Genomic DNA, 15,142 nt, shown 5'->3' with positions numbered 1-15,142 from the left:
GCGCTCTCCCTGAGCCGCCGGGGCCGGCGCCCTTCGGGCGCCGGCCCCGGCCAGAGAGGAGAGAGATGAAGCTCTGGCTCGCCCGCCGCCCGGGCGCGTCCCGCGGCGGCGTCGAAGAGTTCACGGATGGATCATCGGTCACAGCGATTGATATGTCCAATACGGATATTGCTCGTAAGCCATAAGGGTTAGCGATCAATAACCGGGATCGGCGCTCAGGCCCTCACCGCACCGGCGAGCGCCGTTTCGAGCGCACGCTCAAGCCCGGCGTTGCCCACCTCGAGCACCTCCAGCGGCAGGCCGATCCGCGCCGCGGCGCGCTCCGCCGCGGCCTGGTTGGCGGGCGTGCGGCGCTGCGCCAGCCACAGCACGCGCGTGTAGTTGCCGAAGTAGTCGCCGAGCAGCTCGGGGTGACGGTCAAGCCCCAGCTCACGCACGACCGTGTGCTCGAAGGTGCGGGCCAGAAAGTCGGTCAGCAGGTAGGTGCCGGGCTGCTCCTCGAGCGCCGCGCGCACCTCCTCGCGCGCGAGCACGTCGTAGCAGCTATCACCCTGAAGGCGCTCGATCCCCTCGTGGCGCTCGAGCAGCTGATCGAGCGCGCCGTAGGTACCGCAGTCGCCGTAGGCGATGAGCACGCGGTCATACTCGCCCTCGAGCCGCTCGAGCTCGGCCTGCACGGCGTCCGGGATCTGCGCCGGGCGGTTGTGCAGCGGCGCCGGGACGGGGTAGAGGTCGACCGCCCAGCCGCGCGCGCGGCTGATCGCGCGCACGTCGAGCGCCAGCGCGCCGCAGGCGATCACCGCAACCCGGCTCACCCCGGGAACGACAGCTGGTCGATGAACAGGTCGTTGAAGTCCGTGCGCCCGGAGAGCTCGACGTACTTGACCTCGTGCACGATCGCGTCCGCCTCGGCGCGCTCACGGGCCGAGAGCGCGGCGATCTTCGCGCCCTCCCCGGCGACGTTCCCGGCCGAGATGATCCGTGGCAGCGCGAGCTTGGGCACCAGGCCGATCCGCACCGCTGATAGCGGCGTCAGGTAGGCGCCGAAGCTGCCCGCCAGGAGCACCTGCTGAATATCTGTGGCCTCGACGCCGAGGTCGCGCAGAAGGAGCTGCCAGCCGGTCGCGATCGAGGCCTTGGCGAACTGCAGCTCGCGCACGTCGCGCTGGGAGATGAAGACCGAGTCCTCGGGGCCGTCGCCGCGCGGGTGCAGGATGAAGACGCGCTCCTTGCCGATCATCGCAAAGCGCTGCGCCAGCTGCGGCCGGCCCGAGGCAGCCACCGCCTCGGCCTCGGCGAACCGTCCCGAATGGTCAAGCAGCCCGTTGTGCACGAGCTCGGCGACCACGTCCACCACGCCCGACCCGCACAGCCCAACCGGCTCGACGTCGCCGATCACCTGCAGCGTGAGCGCGTCGTCCTTGATCTTGACGCCCTCGATCGCGCCCTCCGCCGCGCGCATGCCGCAGCGGATCTGCGCCGCCTCAAAGGCCGGCCCGGCGGGCGCGGCGGTCGCCAGCACGCGCTCGTTTGAGCCCAGCGCGATCTCCGAGTTGGTGCCGACGTCGATGAACAGCCGCAGGCGCTGGTCGCGTGTCATGCCGGTCGCAAGCAGGCCGGCGACGATGTCACCGCCGACGTAGGCGCCCAGCGACGGGAAGACGTAGGCGTGCGCGAGCGGGTGGATCGCCACCCCGAAGTCCGCGGCGCGGGTGGACGGGAAGCTGTTTGTGGCGACCACGAACGGTGCCATCGACAGCGGCTCCGGGTCGATGCCGAGCGCCAGCTGCATCATCGTCTGGTTGCCGCAGACCGTGATCTCGTAGACCTCGTGCGGCTCCACGTCGGCCTCGGCCAAGACCTCGGCGGTGAGCTCGGCAAAGGAGGCGTGGGCCAGCTCCTGCAACCGGCCCAGGGCCTCCGGCTCCATCATCGTCGCCGACACGCGCGTGATCACGTCGGCGCCGAACGGCTGCTGGCGGTTGAGCATCGAGCGCACCGCCAGCGGCTGGCCGGAGTCGAGGTCGAGCAGCGTCGCCACCACCGTCGTGGTGCCGAGGTCAAAGGCGATCGCGAAGCGGCGTGCGGTGGTGTCGCCGGGCTCGACGGCGATCAGCTCCTCATCCACGACCACGGCCGTCACGTCGTAGCCCGAGGAGCGCAGCGTGCCCCCCAGGGAGCGCAGCAGCGCCACTGACGCGGTCGGCTCCAGATCCTCGATCGCGTCCAGCACGCGCTGCAGGTCCGAGCGCTGATCCTCGAGCGTCGGCTCGTCCATCACCAGGTGGCGCTTCTGCACCGACGGGCGCAGGATGACATGGCGACCGACCCCGGCCAGGGCGGCCTTGGGGCGGGTCTGCAGCGGCGGCACCTCCACAACCAGGTCCTCCCGGGCGATCGCCCGGCAGGCCAGGCGCCAGCCGTCGGCCAGCTCCGCGGGACTGAACGCGCGCGGGTCGATCGGCCCCACGGGCAGCTCGCCGGAGACCACGCGCACCTTGCACTTCTTGCAGGTGCCGTAGCCGCCGCAGGTGGAGTCGATCGCGATCCCGTTCCAGGTGGCGGCGTCAAAGACCGGCGTGCCGCTCGGCACGCGCACCTCGGCGCCCTCGGGCTGGAAGCGCAGGCGTACGCGCCCGGCGCCGTCGTCGGGCTCGCCCGCGTCCTCCTGATCCCCGCGTGCCGCCCGCCGCAGCCGTGCTGCCCGCTGCGCGGAGGCGCTCACGAAGCGGTCGCCTCCACCGCAGCCTGGCGCGCGCGGTGTGCGGCGATCCAGCTCGCTCCCCACTCGTCGTGCCCGAGCAGCAGGTCGGCGGCGCGCGTGCTGCGCACCACCACATCGGCGGTGGACATGATCGCCGAAGTCAGGCCGGCGGCCATCGCCATCGGCAAAAACGCGGCGTTCAGGGTCAGGCGGTCCGGCAACCCGAAGGAGACGTTTGAGGCGCCGACGCACATGTTCACACCGAGCTCGTCGCGGATCATCCGCATCGCCTGAAGGGTGTTGGCGACCGCCTCGGTGTCGGCGCCCACCGGCATCGCCAGCGGGTCGATCACCACGTCGCAGGCCTCGATCCCGTAATCGGCGGCGGCCGAGACGATCTTGCGCGCGTGGCGCAGGCGCTCCTCGGCCGTGTGCGGGATGCCGGTCTCGTCGTTGGTCAGGCCGATCACGGCGGCGCCGTGCGCTGCCACCAGCGGCAGCACCGCCTCGAGGCGATCGTCCTCGGCGGTGACAGAGTTGACCAGTGCCCGGCCCTCGTAGGCCGAGAGCCCGGCATCCAGCGCCTCCACCACCGAGGAGTCGATGCAGATCGGCGCGTCGACCGTGTCCTGCACCAGGCCAATCAGCTTGACCAGCAGCTCGGCCTCGTCGACCAGCGGGATGCCGGCGTTGACGTCGAGCATGTCGGCACCGGCGGCGACCTGAGCCTGGGCGTCGGCCGCCGCAGTCGACAGATCGCCGTCGCGCAGCTGTTGGGCGAAGACCTTGCGGCCGGTCGGGTTGATCCGCTCACCGATGATGCAGAACGGCTTGTCCGAGCCGATCACAACCGTCTTTGTGCGCGAGCGCAGAACCGTGTCCATCTAGACCAGCACCTTCTCGCGCCGGAGCTCGATCAGCTCTTTGGCCTTGCGCACCGCCGTCGACGCGTCGGCCGCGTAGCCGTCGGCGCCGACCGCGTCGGCGTACTCCTGGGTGACCGGGGCGCCGCCGACCATCACGATCACACGGTCGCGCAGGCCCGCCTTCTCAAGCGCGTTGATGTTGGCCTTGAACATCGGCATCGTCGTCGTCAAAAACGCCGAGAAGCCGACCACATCGGGCTGGTGCTCCTCGATCTGCTCGATGAACTTCTCCGGCGGCACGTTGACACCCAGGTCAATCACGTTGAAGCCGGCGCCCTCGAGCATGATGTTGCAGAGGTTCTTGCCGATGTCGTGCACGTCACCCTTGACCGTGCCCATCAGGAAGGTCCCGATCTGGGCCGACTCGTTGTCGGCCAGCAGCGGGCGCAGGATGTCAAGGGCGCCCTGCATCGCACGGGCGGCGATCAGCATCTCGGGCACGAAGTAGTCGCCGCGCTCAAACCGCGCGCCGACCTCTTCAAGCGACGGGATCAGCGCGTCAAAGAGCATCGACTCGGGGGGCATACCCTGGGCGAGCCCGTCGTTGACACCGCCCGCCACAGCCGGCGCGTTGCCGGTGAGCGTCTCCTCATACAGCAGTTGCAGAATCTCTTCGTCGGTCATGCCGCGCTTGCTCCTCCTTCGATGTATCCAAGCCGGGCGCTGAGACGGCCCGACTCCTTGACCAACACAGCCGCCAGCTCGCCGATCCGTGCCGGCGTCATGCGCACGGTCGGTCCGGTTACGCTGAGCGCCGCCACCACCTCGCCGCTGACCCCGCGCACGGGCGCGGCCACCGCTGCCAGGCCAACCTCCAGCTCGTCCACGGCGACCGCGTAGCCGGTGCGGCGCACGCGCTCGATATCGGCCCGCAGCGCGGCGGGATCGGTGATCGTCGCGGGGGCGTAGGCGGTTAGCGCGCTTGCGCCAGCGGGCGCCAGCGCGCGCCCATACGCGAGGAACACCTTGCCGTTGGCGCTCGCGTGAAAGTCGACCGTGCGGCCGACCCACTGGCCGCTGCCCAGGAAGTGGCGGCCGTCGGCCTGCAGCAGGTGCTCGACGCCGCCGGCGCCGGGAACGCCGAGGTTGATCGTCTCGCCGGTGTGCTCGGAGAGCGCCGCCAGCACCGGGCGGGCGATCTCCACCAGGTTTCGCTCGAGCATGCCGCGCTCGGCGACGCGCAGGATCGCGGGTCCGGGGCGCAGGCGCCCGCGCTCGCCGTCCTGGGTGACAAGGCCGCGGCGCTCGAGCGCCGAGAGCAGCCTGGAGGCGGTGCTCTTGGGCAGGCCGGCGGCACTCGCCAGGTCGCTCACCGCGACCGGCTGCTCGGACTCCAGCACGCGCACCAGCAGGTCGGCGCCGCGATCGATCGCGGTCGTGCCCGCCGACGGGGTCTCGACACCTGCCGGCGCCATCTCGTCCGGCGCCTCGACCGCCACCGCGGACCCGACTTGAAACTCCAGTTCCATGGCGTGTAGGATACGACACCAATCATGTTCGTCAACTCAATGCCCCGTTACGAGATCCTGAGCGAGGAGGCGATGGCCGTGCTTGACCGCGGCTGGCGCCGGATCGTCTCCGAGATCGGAATCGAGTTCCTGCTGCCGGAGGCGGTCGAGGTCCTGCGCTCAGCCGGCCAGATCGTCGAGGACGAGAACCGTGTCCGCTTCGACCCCGAGTTCATCCTCGAGCAGGTCGCCAAGGCCCCCTCCCAGTTCGAGCTGCAGGCCCGCAACCCCGCCCATTCGCTCACCATCGGCGGCGACAACATGGCCTTTGCGCCCGTCTACGGCTGCCCGTTCGTGCGCGAGGGCGAGGTGCGCCGCGACGCCAAGATGGCCGACTTTGAGAACCTCACCAAGCTGAGCCAGATCTTCGACGAGCTCGACTCGCCGGGCGGCACGATCTGCGAGCCGGAGGACCGCCCGCTTGACTCACGCCACCTGGACATGGTCTATGCGCTGCAGACCCTGACCGACAAGCCGTACATGGGCTCGGTCACCAGCGGTCCGAACGCCGCCGACACGATCCGGATGGGCGAGATCCTGTTCGGCGGGCGCGAGGCGATCGAGCGCGCGCCGGTGTCGATCAGCCTGATCAACGTCAACTCGCCGCTGCGCTACGACGACCGCATGCTCTCGGCGATGGTCGAGTACGTCAAGGCCGGCCAGGCCGTGGTGATCACCCCGTTTCTCTTGATGGGGGCGATGTCACCGGTGTCGCTGCCCGCCACGCTCACCCAGCAGATGGCCGAGGCGCTTGCCGGGATCGCGCTGGCGCAGACGATCCGGCCGGGCGCGCCGGTGGTCTTCGGCTCGTTTCTGTCAAACACCGACATGCAGTCGGGCTCACCGTCGTTCGGTACGCCCGAGTCGGGTATCGGTGTGCTCTGCACAGGCCAGATCGCCCGGCACTTCAACCTGCCCTGGCGCGGTGGCGGCGCTCTGAACTCCTCGACCGTGGTCGATGCCCAGGCGGCGTACGAGTCGCTGATGACTATGCTGCCGACGTTCCTTGCGGGCGCGAACTTCGTGATGCACTCGGCCGGCTGGCTCGAGGGCGGCCTGGTCTCCTGCTATGAGAAGTTCATCGTCGACATCGAGCTGTTGCGCGAGCTGAGGCACGAGTTCACCCCGGTGGTCTTTGACGATGCGGCGCTCGCCTTCGACGCGCACACCGAGGTTGGGCCCGGCGGGCACTTCCTCGGCGCCGCCCACACGCTCGAGCGCTTCCGCGACTGCTTCTACCGGCCGCTCTTGTCCAGCACCGACAACTTCGACCGCTGGAGTCGTCGCGGCAGCAAGGACGCGACCGCCCGCGCCGCCGAGATCTGGCCCGAGAAGCTGGCGGCCTACGAGCCGCCGCCACTGGATGACGCGGTCCGCGACGAGCTCAAGGAGTTCGTCGACCGCCGTCGCATCGAGCTCGGGGATTAACGCGCCGGGCGCGCCGGGGGCGCGCCCGCGGTTGCGCGCACGTAGCGAAACAGGCCGTCACGCCAGGTGAAGATGTAGGCGCCGAGCTCCAGGCCCCGGAAGCTGTAGGCGGGGTCGGGCAGGTGACCACCGACCGGAATCACCAGCCCACGGATGATCAGCTGCGAGCCGGTGAGCTCGACGCCCCTGGTGCCAGCCGGCACCTTCGACGCGCCGACGAGAGTAGGGCTGGCCCACTCAAACCACCCAGACCAGCTGTGAGGGCGGGTGGCCGCCACGGCCGCGGTGGTAACCGAGCGCGTCAGTAACCCAGTGGCCGCTCCCTCTGACTGGTAGATGACCTCCCGGAGCCTCGGCCTGCGATGGCGCCCCAGCGCATAGAGGAAGAAGTTTTCCTGGCTCTGGTTGAGAGCGGCGCATCTGGCCGGCAGCACCGCGAAGTCCTGCCGGCCGGCTGAGAAGTAGTACACCGCCACACCCCGCAGCTTGTTCTCCTCGGAGGGCTTCATCGCGCAGCGCGCGCTCGCGCCCGGCGGGATTATGTCGGCGCCCGGGAGGCGGACCTTCTCCCAGTCGATCGCAAAGCTCCTGCCGGACAGGGGCACGAGCCGCTCTCGCGCCTGCGCCGGGCCACGACCCTCGGCCGCCCGTGCCCACCCGGCGGCAACCATCAGCACAGCGAGCGCCGCAAGCGCACCGCGGGTTACGTTCAGCCGCACCGCGACATCACCTTGCGCTCCGACCTGGATGCGACCTGGGCGACCTCCCTGAACCCCGCGCCAGCCCACCGGTAAGCGACCGCGTAAAACCAGGCCCGATCGTCCACCAGCGACCTTTTGCCCCCCGCCAGCGCGGAAACGCACACCCACAGTGTCGGGCCGGAGACACCAAACCAGCGGCCCACCACACCGCCCGTGATCCTAGGCCCGAGAAACAGCGGGTTGCTCGGCGTGGGGCGCAGCCTCCGCTCTGCCATAGCGACCCTCACGTCACGGGGCTGCCGCATGCCGTAGCTGTCGATCAGCGTCTCGAGCAGCTTCACGTGGTGGCCCGGACCGCCGCCAAAGACAGTCACCGCTGCCGGCATCACGCTCGCGAACCCGGTGAGGTAGTAACCGACGACAGCCACCTGCCGGCGCCCAACCCGCAGGTAGCGCGGAAAGGGGTGCAGCGGAAGACGGTGAAGCAGAGGCGGCGGCGACGGCTCGGGGTAGCGTTGCGCCCTCCAGTCGATCCCCGCGAACGCGGGCGGGCGCCGCTCGAGCAGGGTCAGTGCCTGCGCGGGCTTCGGCCGGTGGCGCGCGACGCGACCCCCCGCCGTTGCTAGCAGCGATAGCGAAACCAATAGGCAGACGACCGCAAGACGCGCCGCCGTGACCCGCAAGGTAGCTCCCTTTACACGCGATTTGACGGCCGCAACGTTACTCAGCCGCGAGGAGCAGTCAAGCATCCGGGGTGTTGCGGATCGACTGCACTAGGCTCGTAGGTGGTCGCGCTACGCCGTCAACAGAAAGGACCTGTTCTGATGCAGTTCACCAATCTTGGCCGTTCCGGGCTGTCGGTCTCACGTCTTTGCCTCGGCACCATGAACTTCGGGCCCTTGACCAGCGAAGCCGACTCGCACGCGATCATGGATTCAGCTCACGAGCACGGCATCAACTTCTTTGACACGGCCAACGTCTACGGGCTGCGCTCGGCCGGGGTCTCCGGTCTCGGAGAGGGCAGGGGCTACACCGAGGCGATCATCGGCCGCTGGTTCGCCAAAGGCGGCGGCCGACGGGAGCGGACCGTGCTTGCGACCAAGGTCTACGGCGCCATGGTAGACTGGCCGAACGAAGGCAAGCTCTCGGCGCTGAACATCCGTCGCGCGCTTGACGCCAGCCTCACGCGTCTGCAGACCGACTACATCGATCTCTACCAGTTTCATCACATCGACCGCGACACCCCGTGGGATGAGATATGGCAGGCGCTCGAGGTCGCGATCACAGCCGGCAAGATCCTTTACGTCGGCTCGAGCAACTTCGCCGGATGGCACATCGCTCAGGCCCAGGCGGCAGCTGGCCAACGCAACCTGACCGGGCTGGTGAGCGAGCAGTCGCTCTACAACCTCTACACCCGCGACATCGAGCTCGAGGTCATCCCGGCAGCGCAGCACTACGGAGTCGGGATCATCCCGTGGTCACCGCTCGAAGGCGGGCTGCTCGGCGGCGTGCTGCGCAAGCAGCGCGATGGCAAGCGGCGCCTCGAAGGACGCGCGGCCGAAGCCCTTGAGGCCAAGCGCAGCCAGATCGAAGCCTACGAGGACTTCGCCGCCGAGCTCGGACACGAGCCCGGTGATGTTGCCCTGGCGTGGCTGCTGCACCAGCCCGCCGTCACCGCGCCGATCATCGGCCCGCGCAACCAGCAGCAACTCGACGATGCGGTCCGAGCCCTCGACGTGCACCTTGATGACAGCGCCCTGGCGCGGCTGGACGAGATCTTCCCGGGCTACAAGACCGCTCCTGAGCACTACGCCTGGTGAGCGCCCGGGCAGGCGCGAACAGCGACCGCGCGGCGGACCGTGCGCGAGAGGCCGCGACGCAGCGGATGGAGCGTGATGTGCTCAAGCGATCCGTGGTCCTCCGGGCGGGGGAGGCGACGAGATGACCGTGGCTCGTTTCATCGCTGACCAGCGGACCCGTTGAGTCGAACACGTATACCGCGGAGCCCTTCACCAACCTGCGCCGCCAGCTTCAGTCGTCCAAGAGTGCTGCTACGGGTACTACAGCCAAAGGCGACGTCACAGCCATATCCGACAGATGAGCCCACCCAGGTTCGAGGCGCTATCCGCATAGATCAACCCTCCACGATCCGGGGGTAACAGCACATACTGTGCGGCTCCGCCAACGGCAAATGACTACTTTTTGGCTACGCCGAGGTTTCGCTTGAGCTCCAGCACCCGAGCAGCGGCAGCGTATACGCGCTCTTTGCTGAGCAACCCATGCTCGGCGTCATTCAGCAATTTTGAGTAGGAGCTCAGGCCGGCGCTCTCGTCGCCTGGGTACATGACCATGTCGAGGCCCGCGTTGAGCGCCCTGAGCGCTGGCGTTCGCAGGTGCTCGATCGCGCCCGACTCGAAGCTGTCGCTGATCAGGGGAGCATTGATGTGGTCCTGTTTGATGACCTTCCGGTACAGCAGAGGCGAGAGTACAGCGGGCGCGGTGCCTGTCAGTTTTGGGTAGCTCGCGCTTGAGACCATGACCAGCGCGAGCTTGCCGTGTCCGCACTTGCGGTAGGCAGCATCGTTGGCGTAGATGCTGGCGGCGGACTCCGGGATGCTGACTGGTGCATTGTCGGTGGTTGTCTGAGCGTCGCCAAGACCGGGGAAGTGCTTGAGCGTGTAGGCGACCCCGCTGCGCGCGAGAGCCTCGGCAAATGAGCAGGCTGCGTTGGCCACGACGCTCGCGCTACTGCCAAACGTACGCTGTTCTTGGGTCATGAAACCGTCGATCGTGCTCACGTCCGCAACGGGTGCGAGATCGACGTTGACGCCTGCCGCCTTGAGGACCTTTGCGGTCGCAAGGCCCTGCTGTGCGGCAAGATGTGGGTTGCCCATGGCTGAGGCGGGGTAGTCGGGCGCGCCGGGCAGTCGTTTGACCTGCCCGCCTTCCTGGTCGGTCATGATCAGCAGGCCCGGGTTTCCGCCTGCGCGCGCCGCGTGCTGCAACGCGTCCGTCGCTTTGCGCGTTCCAGCGACTCCGCCCGTGGTGTTGCCACCCATGAGAATGACCGCACCGATCTTGCCCGCGCGAACAGCCCGCAGAAAGCGCTTGGGGGGTGCCACGCCGGCATACGTGGCGATGATCAGCTGTCCGACGGCTCTGGCGAGCGGCAGGTTGGTCGTTGCCGCGGCGGCCTTGGTCGTGTCCGGAGTGGTCCTGGTCGGCGCTGGCGAGCCGGTCGCCGCCGGTTGAGTGCTTACAAGCCCTGCCGCGCGCCGGTTCGCGGTCGAGTGGGCCGCTGCGGCGTTGTGTGGGATGAGCACGACGGCGAGGATCGCGGCAAGCAGCGTCGTCGCAGCGAGAATGCGCAGGCGCAGATGCGGTGACAGTTCGCGGAGGCTTGGGATCCTGAACACTGACGAAACGTCCTTGGGCTGGGCAGTTTGGGTTGCCGTTGGCGAACGCTGCGATGTACGTCCCGTTCGGGCCATGCTAGAGCCAGTGGCCGCCAGAATTGACCACCGGCTCATCAAGGATGAAGCCCGCCAATAGAAATGGGTGCGGCTCGTCTGAGGGGCGTGAGTTCTCAGGCGGCATGCGGGATTTTGGCGTGGGCGTAGCGTGATTGGTGGACGCGGCGGTGTTCTTGGTCGAGGTGGAAGCGCCAATAGGCGTTGAAATCGCTGTTGCTGACGATCGCGCGCAGCTTGAGGATGGCTTCGGCGCCGTCGAGCCCCCAGCGGGCGCCGGTGATGTCCATGCGGTCCTTGACCAAGTGGCGACACGCGCCCTCGATGACGCCGGTCGCGATCGGCCATCCGGCGGTGAGGGCGGTCGGGTAGTCCAGGTATGGCGCCTTGTTGGTCAGGTAGCGGGCGGCGGTGTCGGCGCCGGTGCGCTGCTTTGGGTCCAGGCCGGCGTTGGTCGCCTGGCGGCGGATGTTTCCCGCGACGACCCTCGCGCGGCCTTCGAGGATCTGGCGGGCGTGTTTGTGAACCCATGCCTCGGCGGCGGGGTCGCCCTCGTTGTGGAAGCTCCAGGCGGCCTTCCAGAGGTACTCGATGACATGGATGAAATCGATCAGGATCGAGACCGGCGCGCCGCGGGCCTTGGCTTCGGCGCGGGCGCGGTGGATCTGGTGGTTGTTGCCATCGACGAGCACGACCCACGTGCGGTCGTGGTCGCTGTCGCGGCGCTCGGCTTCGTCGAAGACGGCCGCGATGACCGTCGCGGCGTCGTCGTTGATGCTGGCCGTCAGCCACTTGGCGGTCGCCTTCGGCGCCTCGGTGCTGGCGCTGTCGCGCTCGCTGTCGGTCAGCGCGATCACGTCGGCGGCAGTCCGCGGCACGGGCTGTGCGTCGTAGACGGCGCCTACCTCAGCGACCCGCTTGCGGTTCGCCTTCTCGCCCCGCGACAAGCGGCTGCCGAGCTTGTTCTGCGCGGTGGCTGCCGCTTTTGCGGTCTGCTCGCGCAGCGCGTCGCGGCGCATCACGACGCCCTTGCCGTCGAACGACAACACCAGGACCGCGTTCTCACCGACGGCCTGTGCCGCGCGCTGGGCGTAGAACGCGTCGAAGTCGACGGCGCTGCGGGCCGCGAGATCCTCGACCTGGCGCTTGCCCAGCACCTGCCCGGTCGAGCGCGTGACCGCCGCCGCGGCATCGTCGAACGAGCCTCTGGAGGACTCCACCGCGGCCAGCATCCGCAGCCCGTGACTGTGACGCTCGGCTGGCAGGTTCAACAGTGCGTCGGCCGGATGCAGATCGCTGTAACCGCCGGCGCGGTAAGCCAGCCGCGAAACCGACAACTCACCGAACACGCTGGCCAGCGCCCGGCCGCGCCCCGCCTCGACCCGCTCACGCCTCACCCCCGCAGCATCAACGACGCTCGCGGCGCGCCGCTCCCGGCCAGCGCGCAGGTCCAGATGATCCTGAAAGAGCAGCCGCATCAGCTCACGGCCCTCGACCTGCAGACGCTCCTCCAGCTGCCCGTGCGTCAGCGCGCCGGCATCAGCGCCGTCCAGCAGAACCACCAGCGACTCGAACTTCGCGCGCGAGGCATCAAAGCCCAGCCCGGACCGCGCCGGCGCGGTCATCGCCGCCCCCCACCGCGACAGTGATGCACAGCCCTCTGCCCAAGCAGGAGAACGACCGCCGACACGTAAAGTGCATCGGCAAGGGCGCCAAACGAGGCGAGCACGGAGACCTCCAAGGTCGACGTTGCATAGACAACGCCTCCTTTCGGCGCCCTCTCTGCGTCCCCTGCCGGCTCCCCCCCGGACCACTCCTACGCGCCGACTCCACCGCGCCACACCGTCCCTCAGACGAGCCGCACCCAATAGAAATGCTCTTGGCCGCAGGAAGAGCAATCGCAGACCCGCCCGCGTCGCGCGCAGTGCAGGAAACCTGGGGGCAACTCGGCGTCATTGACATGCCCGCCAACGACGCGGCATCGGCATGTCGACCGTCAACGTCCGGTCCATCGAGGAGCCTCAGCCGTTCTGGAAGGTGAGCGCAACCGGCTTCGGCGACGTCGTCTAGATAAAGCGCTCGGGTGCTTGGCGGCTGCGCGTCGTGCACATATCGACCCCGAAGATTCACCGGCCGAGGCGCAAGTCGACTGCAGGACCCCGCGGTAACAGACCACCGATCGCGTGGCTCGCCTCACACGAGCCAACCGGTCTACACGACGCCCGGACAGTCGCAGCCGAGTTCGACTCCTGGATGCGAGACCACTCGGGCCACGCCTGAGGCGCAGCGAGCAGCCACCGGATCGCCTCTCCTGGGCGGACGATAGTTGTGCACGCAAGCACAACTCCGCGGAGTTGCGCCTTCGCCACCAACTCCACCGCGCAGGAGACGATTCGGGGCATCGGACTCGCCGATGGCGCGCGGCTTGCCGGTGAGGTCTTAGCGGTGGCGGCAAGCCCAGGTCGGCAACGCGGGTCGGGCGAATGCGTGGTCACGTCCGATCGTTGCCGCACGTTCAGATGCACACCCTCGAAGTGGAGCGGGACGGCCCGCCAGCGCCTTGCGGCAGCGGCTGCGTGCCCGAGGAGACAGAAAGCCGGGTCTCGTGTGGTCGGGCGGAACCGGTCGTGAACCCGGTTGCTGCCGACTGGGTTACATATTTGCTCAGAGTCTGTCCGCTGGTGGCACGACGACCGGGTCTGCGGGAGGTTGCGTGAACCGGATTGGGTTGCCGAAGGGGTCGCGCAACGCGCAGTCGATCCCGTAGAAGCGCTCGGTTGGCTCCTGGGTGAACTCGACGCCCGCTGCTCGGAGCTTCTGGTATGTGCCCCGGCAGTCGTCGGTCTCGAATATCAGACCGCCGCCGCCTCCGCCCTTGGCGACGAGTGCGCGGATCTCCTCGGCGGTGGCGTCGTCATAAGCGGGTGGCCCGGGCTGCATCAGAACCAGCTGGAACTCTGGTTGCCCTGGCGGACTGACGGTGAGCCAGCGCATGTTGCCAAGGTCGGCATCGGTGTTGACAACCATTCCCAGCTTCCCGACGTAAAACTCGGTCGCCTCGTCCTGATCCAGGACGTGAATGAACGTGTGGGTGATTCGCTTGAGCATGGCGCGCACGCTACCCGCCACGGGCGGGAAACGCTTCTCCGAACCTGCTCAATCAGCCGACGGGGCGAAGCCAGGTCATCGCCCAGCATGCCGGGACCCGCAGCCTCGCGCCGTTACCGGCAAATCGGTCGCGGTAGGCGGACGGCGGTTCACCGACGATTTCCCGGAAGGTGCGGCTGAACGTCCCGAGGCTCCTGAAGCCGACATCAAAGCAGATCTCGGTCACCGGGCGGCGGGTCTCGCGCAAAAGCTCCATCGCCCGCTCCACCCGCCGTCGCTGCAGGTATCTGTGCGGCGTCTCCCCGAAGGTGGCGCGGAACTGACGGCTGAAGTGCGCGGGCGAGACACGCGCGACCCGAGCCAAGGCCGCCACGTCAAGCGCCTGCGCGAAGCCGCTGTCCATCGCGTCACGCGCTCGGAGCATCCTCCGGTTGCGATCCTCGACCGTGAGAGACATCAAAACACAGCCTACGGCAACCACCACTGAGGGCTTCCAGCGAGGTAGCGAAGATGGCCTCCATCGCCCCGGCCGCGCACGCCGCGCATTGCACGTTGCTTAGGCGCTGAGGTCGAGGTCCTTACGCCCAGAGAGCAGCAGCAGCAGCAGCCACAGTTCACCACCATCAGATTTATCTGATAGCGTGAGGTTTGTGACCCAGATGACCGCCACCGACGCCTCAAGGAGCTTCTCCGACGTGCTCAACAGAGTCGCCGACGGAGAAGAGATCGAAATCACACGCAGCGGCGCGTCTGTGGCCGTGATCTCACCACCAAGGGGCAAGCTGATGTCAGCAGCTCGCTTCCGCGAGTCGATCGCCACCGCGCCGGCGCCCGACACCGGGTTCATCGACGATGTCAAAGCCATCCGTGAAGCCGTAGCGGCGCCCAAGGATCCGTGGCCGTCCTGATCGACACCGGGCTGCTGGTCGATCTCGAGCGCGGCGTCGCGAACCCCAAGGTTGATGCCGCAATCGGCGACGAAGACCGTGCCATCAGCGTGATCACGGTCAGCGAACTGCTGCACGCCGTACACCGCGCCGACGGCGCACAGCGCGCGCGCCGTAGCGCCTTCGTCGAGCATCTCCTCGCCGGTATGCGGGCGCTTGAGATCACCGAGCAGGTCGCGCGCGTTCACGCCGAGATCTGGGCGCAGCTCGCCGCACGAGGTGAAGTAATCGGCGCGCACGATCTTTGGATCGCCGCAACCGCGTTGGCTCACGGACTGGGTCTAGCGACCGGCAACGCACGCGAGTTCAATCGGGTCCCCGGACTCCGACTCATCGCAGTACCCAGCTAG

The 15,142-nt window shown here is 68.3% G+C and carries 15 protein-coding genes; 4 read left to right on the top strand and 11 right to left on the bottom strand.

The window, feature by feature from the left end; all coding sequences use genetic code 11:
• Positions 1 to 215 precede the first annotated feature (215 nt).
• Genes M3M54_RS13495 through M3M54_RS13475 form a run of 5 tightly spaced genes read right to left on the bottom strand, consistent with a single transcriptional unit; the run spans position 216 to position 5,099 of the window.
• Positions 216 to 815, bottom strand: coding sequence for a DUF1638 domain-containing protein (locus M3M54_RS13495; protein WP_249019561.1), 600 nt, complete (start codon positions 813 to 815; stop codon positions 216 to 218).
• Complete coding sequence (locus M3M54_RS13490) at positions 812 to 2,725, bottom strand: ASKHA domain-containing protein (RefSeq protein ID WP_249019560.1); 1,914 nt, start codon at positions 2,723 to 2,725, stop codon at positions 812 to 814. Before M3M54_RS13490 ends, M3M54_RS13495 begins: the two co-directional genes overlap by 4 nt.
• Entirely contained in the window at positions 2,722 to 3,588 is an 867-nt protein-coding gene (locus M3M54_RS13485; protein WP_249019559.1) for a dihydropteroate synthase, read from the bottom strand. Before M3M54_RS13485 ends, M3M54_RS13490 begins: the two co-directional genes overlap by 4 nt.
• Positions 3,589 to 4,254 (bottom strand): corrinoid protein, encoded by a 666-nt coding sequence (locus tag M3M54_RS13480; RefSeq protein ID WP_249019558.1) that lies wholly within the window; start codon positions 4,252 to 4,254, stop codon positions 3,589 to 3,591.
• Positions 4,251 to 5,099 (bottom strand): IclR family transcriptional regulator, encoded by an 849-nt coding sequence (locus M3M54_RS13475; RefSeq protein ID WP_249019557.1) that lies wholly within the window; start codon positions 5,097 to 5,099, stop codon positions 4,251 to 4,253. Before M3M54_RS13475 ends, M3M54_RS13480 begins: the two co-directional genes overlap by 4 nt.
• Before the next feature lie 24 nt (positions 5,100 to 5,123).
• On the opposite strand from M3M54_RS13475, the gene M3M54_RS13470 reads away from it, so the two are divergent.
• Positions 5,124 to 6,566: a trimethylamine methyltransferase family protein gene (locus M3M54_RS13470; protein ID WP_249019556.1), complete on the top strand. Its 1,443-nt coding sequence runs from the start codon at positions 5,124 to 5,126 to the stop codon at positions 6,564 to 6,566.
• Here M3M54_RS13470 and M3M54_RS13465 read toward each other — a convergent pair.
• On the bottom strand, positions 6,563 to 7,285 hold the full coding sequence (locus M3M54_RS13465; protein ID WP_249019555.1) for a hypothetical protein: 723 nt from the start codon (positions 7,283 to 7,285) through the stop codon (positions 6,563 to 6,565). The genes M3M54_RS13470 and M3M54_RS13465 overlap by 4 nt on opposite strands.
• Positions 7,276 to 7,950 (bottom strand): hypothetical protein, encoded by a 675-nt coding sequence (locus M3M54_RS13460; protein WP_249019554.1) that lies wholly within the window; start codon positions 7,948 to 7,950, stop codon positions 7,276 to 7,278. The genes M3M54_RS13465 and M3M54_RS13460 overlap by 10 nt, the downstream gene beginning before the upstream one ends.
• A 141-nt stretch (positions 7,951 to 8,091) precedes the next feature.
• Here M3M54_RS13460 and M3M54_RS13455 point away from each other — a divergent pair, with 141 nt between their 5' ends.
• Positions 8,092 to 9,087: an aldo/keto reductase gene (locus tag M3M54_RS13455; RefSeq protein ID WP_249019553.1), complete on the top strand. Its 996-nt coding sequence runs from the start codon at positions 8,092 to 8,094 to the stop codon at positions 9,085 to 9,087.
• A gap of 375 nt (positions 9,088 to 9,462) precedes the next feature.
• On the opposite strand, the gene M3M54_RS13450 is transcribed toward M3M54_RS13455, so the two are convergent.
• From M3M54_RS13450 to M3M54_RS13435, 4 genes are all read right to left on the bottom strand, one after another.
• Positions 9,463 to 10,683 (bottom strand): glycoside hydrolase family 3 N-terminal domain-containing protein, encoded by a 1,221-nt coding sequence (locus M3M54_RS13450; protein ID WP_249019552.1) that lies wholly within the window; start codon positions 10,681 to 10,683, stop codon positions 9,463 to 9,465.
• A gap of 170 nt (positions 10,684 to 10,853) precedes the next feature.
• Positions 10,854 to 12,362, bottom strand: coding sequence for an ISKra4 family transposase (locus tag M3M54_RS13445; protein ID WP_249019551.1), 1,509 nt, complete (start codon positions 12,360 to 12,362; stop codon positions 10,854 to 10,856).
• 1,039 nt (positions 12,363 to 13,401) lie between these two features.
• Positions 13,402 to 13,845 (bottom strand): VOC family protein, encoded by a 444-nt coding sequence (locus M3M54_RS13440; protein WP_249019550.1) that lies wholly within the window; start codon positions 13,843 to 13,845, stop codon positions 13,402 to 13,404.
• 52 nt (positions 13,846 to 13,897) lie between these two features.
• Positions 13,898 to 14,302: a helix-turn-helix domain-containing protein gene (locus M3M54_RS13435; protein WP_249019549.1), complete on the bottom strand. Its 405-nt coding sequence runs from the start codon at positions 14,300 to 14,302 to the stop codon at positions 13,898 to 13,900.
• Between the two features lie 202 nt (positions 14,303 to 14,504).
• On the opposite strand from M3M54_RS13435, the gene M3M54_RS17060 reads away from it, so the two are divergent.
• Positions 14,505 to 14,753, top strand: a complete 249-nt coding sequence (locus M3M54_RS17060; protein WP_371878676.1) for a type II toxin-antitoxin system Phd/YefM family antitoxin — start codon at positions 14,505 to 14,507, stop codon at positions 14,751 to 14,753.
• A complete protein-coding gene (locus M3M54_RS17055) occupies positions 14,741 to 15,142 on the top strand; it encodes a PIN domain-containing protein (protein WP_371878594.1) in 402 nt (133 codons plus the stop codon). The genes M3M54_RS17060 and M3M54_RS17055 overlap by 13 nt, the downstream gene beginning before the upstream one ends.

Origin of the sequence: Conexibacter sp. S30A1, from assembly GCF_023330665.1 — a bacterium.
Taxonomy (GTDB): Bacteria; Actinomycetota; Thermoleophilia; order Solirubrobacterales; family Solirubrobacteraceae; genus Palsa-465.
This window is presented reverse-complemented; position numbering and strand designations above follow the sequence as displayed.

Coding starts and splice junctions, on each gene's coding strand:
- M3M54_RS13440 (WP_249019550.1), bottom strand. CDS start 13,845: ATGCTCAAGCGAATCACCCACACGTTCATTCACGTCCTGGATCAGGAC.
- M3M54_RS13455 (WP_249019553.1), top strand. CDS start 8,092: ATGCAGTTCACCAATCTTGGCCGTTCCGGGCTGTCGGTCTCACGTCTT.
- M3M54_RS13485 (WP_249019559.1), bottom strand. CDS start 3,588: ATGGACACGGTTCTGCGCTCGCGCACAAAGACGGTTGTGATCGGCTCG.
- M3M54_RS13475 (WP_249019557.1), bottom strand. CDS start 5,099: ATGGAACTGGAGTTTCAAGTCGGGTCCGCGGTGGCGGTCGAGGCGCCG.
- M3M54_RS13470 (WP_249019556.1), top strand. CDS start 5,124: ATGTTCGTCAACTCAATGCCCCGTTACGAGATCCTGAGCGAGGAGGCG.
- M3M54_RS17060 (WP_371878676.1), top strand. CDS start 14,505: ATGACCGCCACCGACGCCTCAAGGAGCTTCTCCGACGTGCTCAACAGA.
- M3M54_RS13445 (WP_249019551.1), bottom strand. CDS start 12,362: ATGACCGCGCCGGCGCGGTCCGGGCTGGGCTTTGATGCCTCGCGCGCG.
- M3M54_RS13480 (WP_249019558.1), bottom strand. CDS start 4,254: ATGACCGACGAAGAGATTCTGCAACTGCTGTATGAGGAGACGCTCACC.
- M3M54_RS13435 (WP_249019549.1), bottom strand. CDS start 14,302: ATGTCTCTCACGGTCGAGGATCGCAACCGGAGGATGCTCCGAGCGCGT.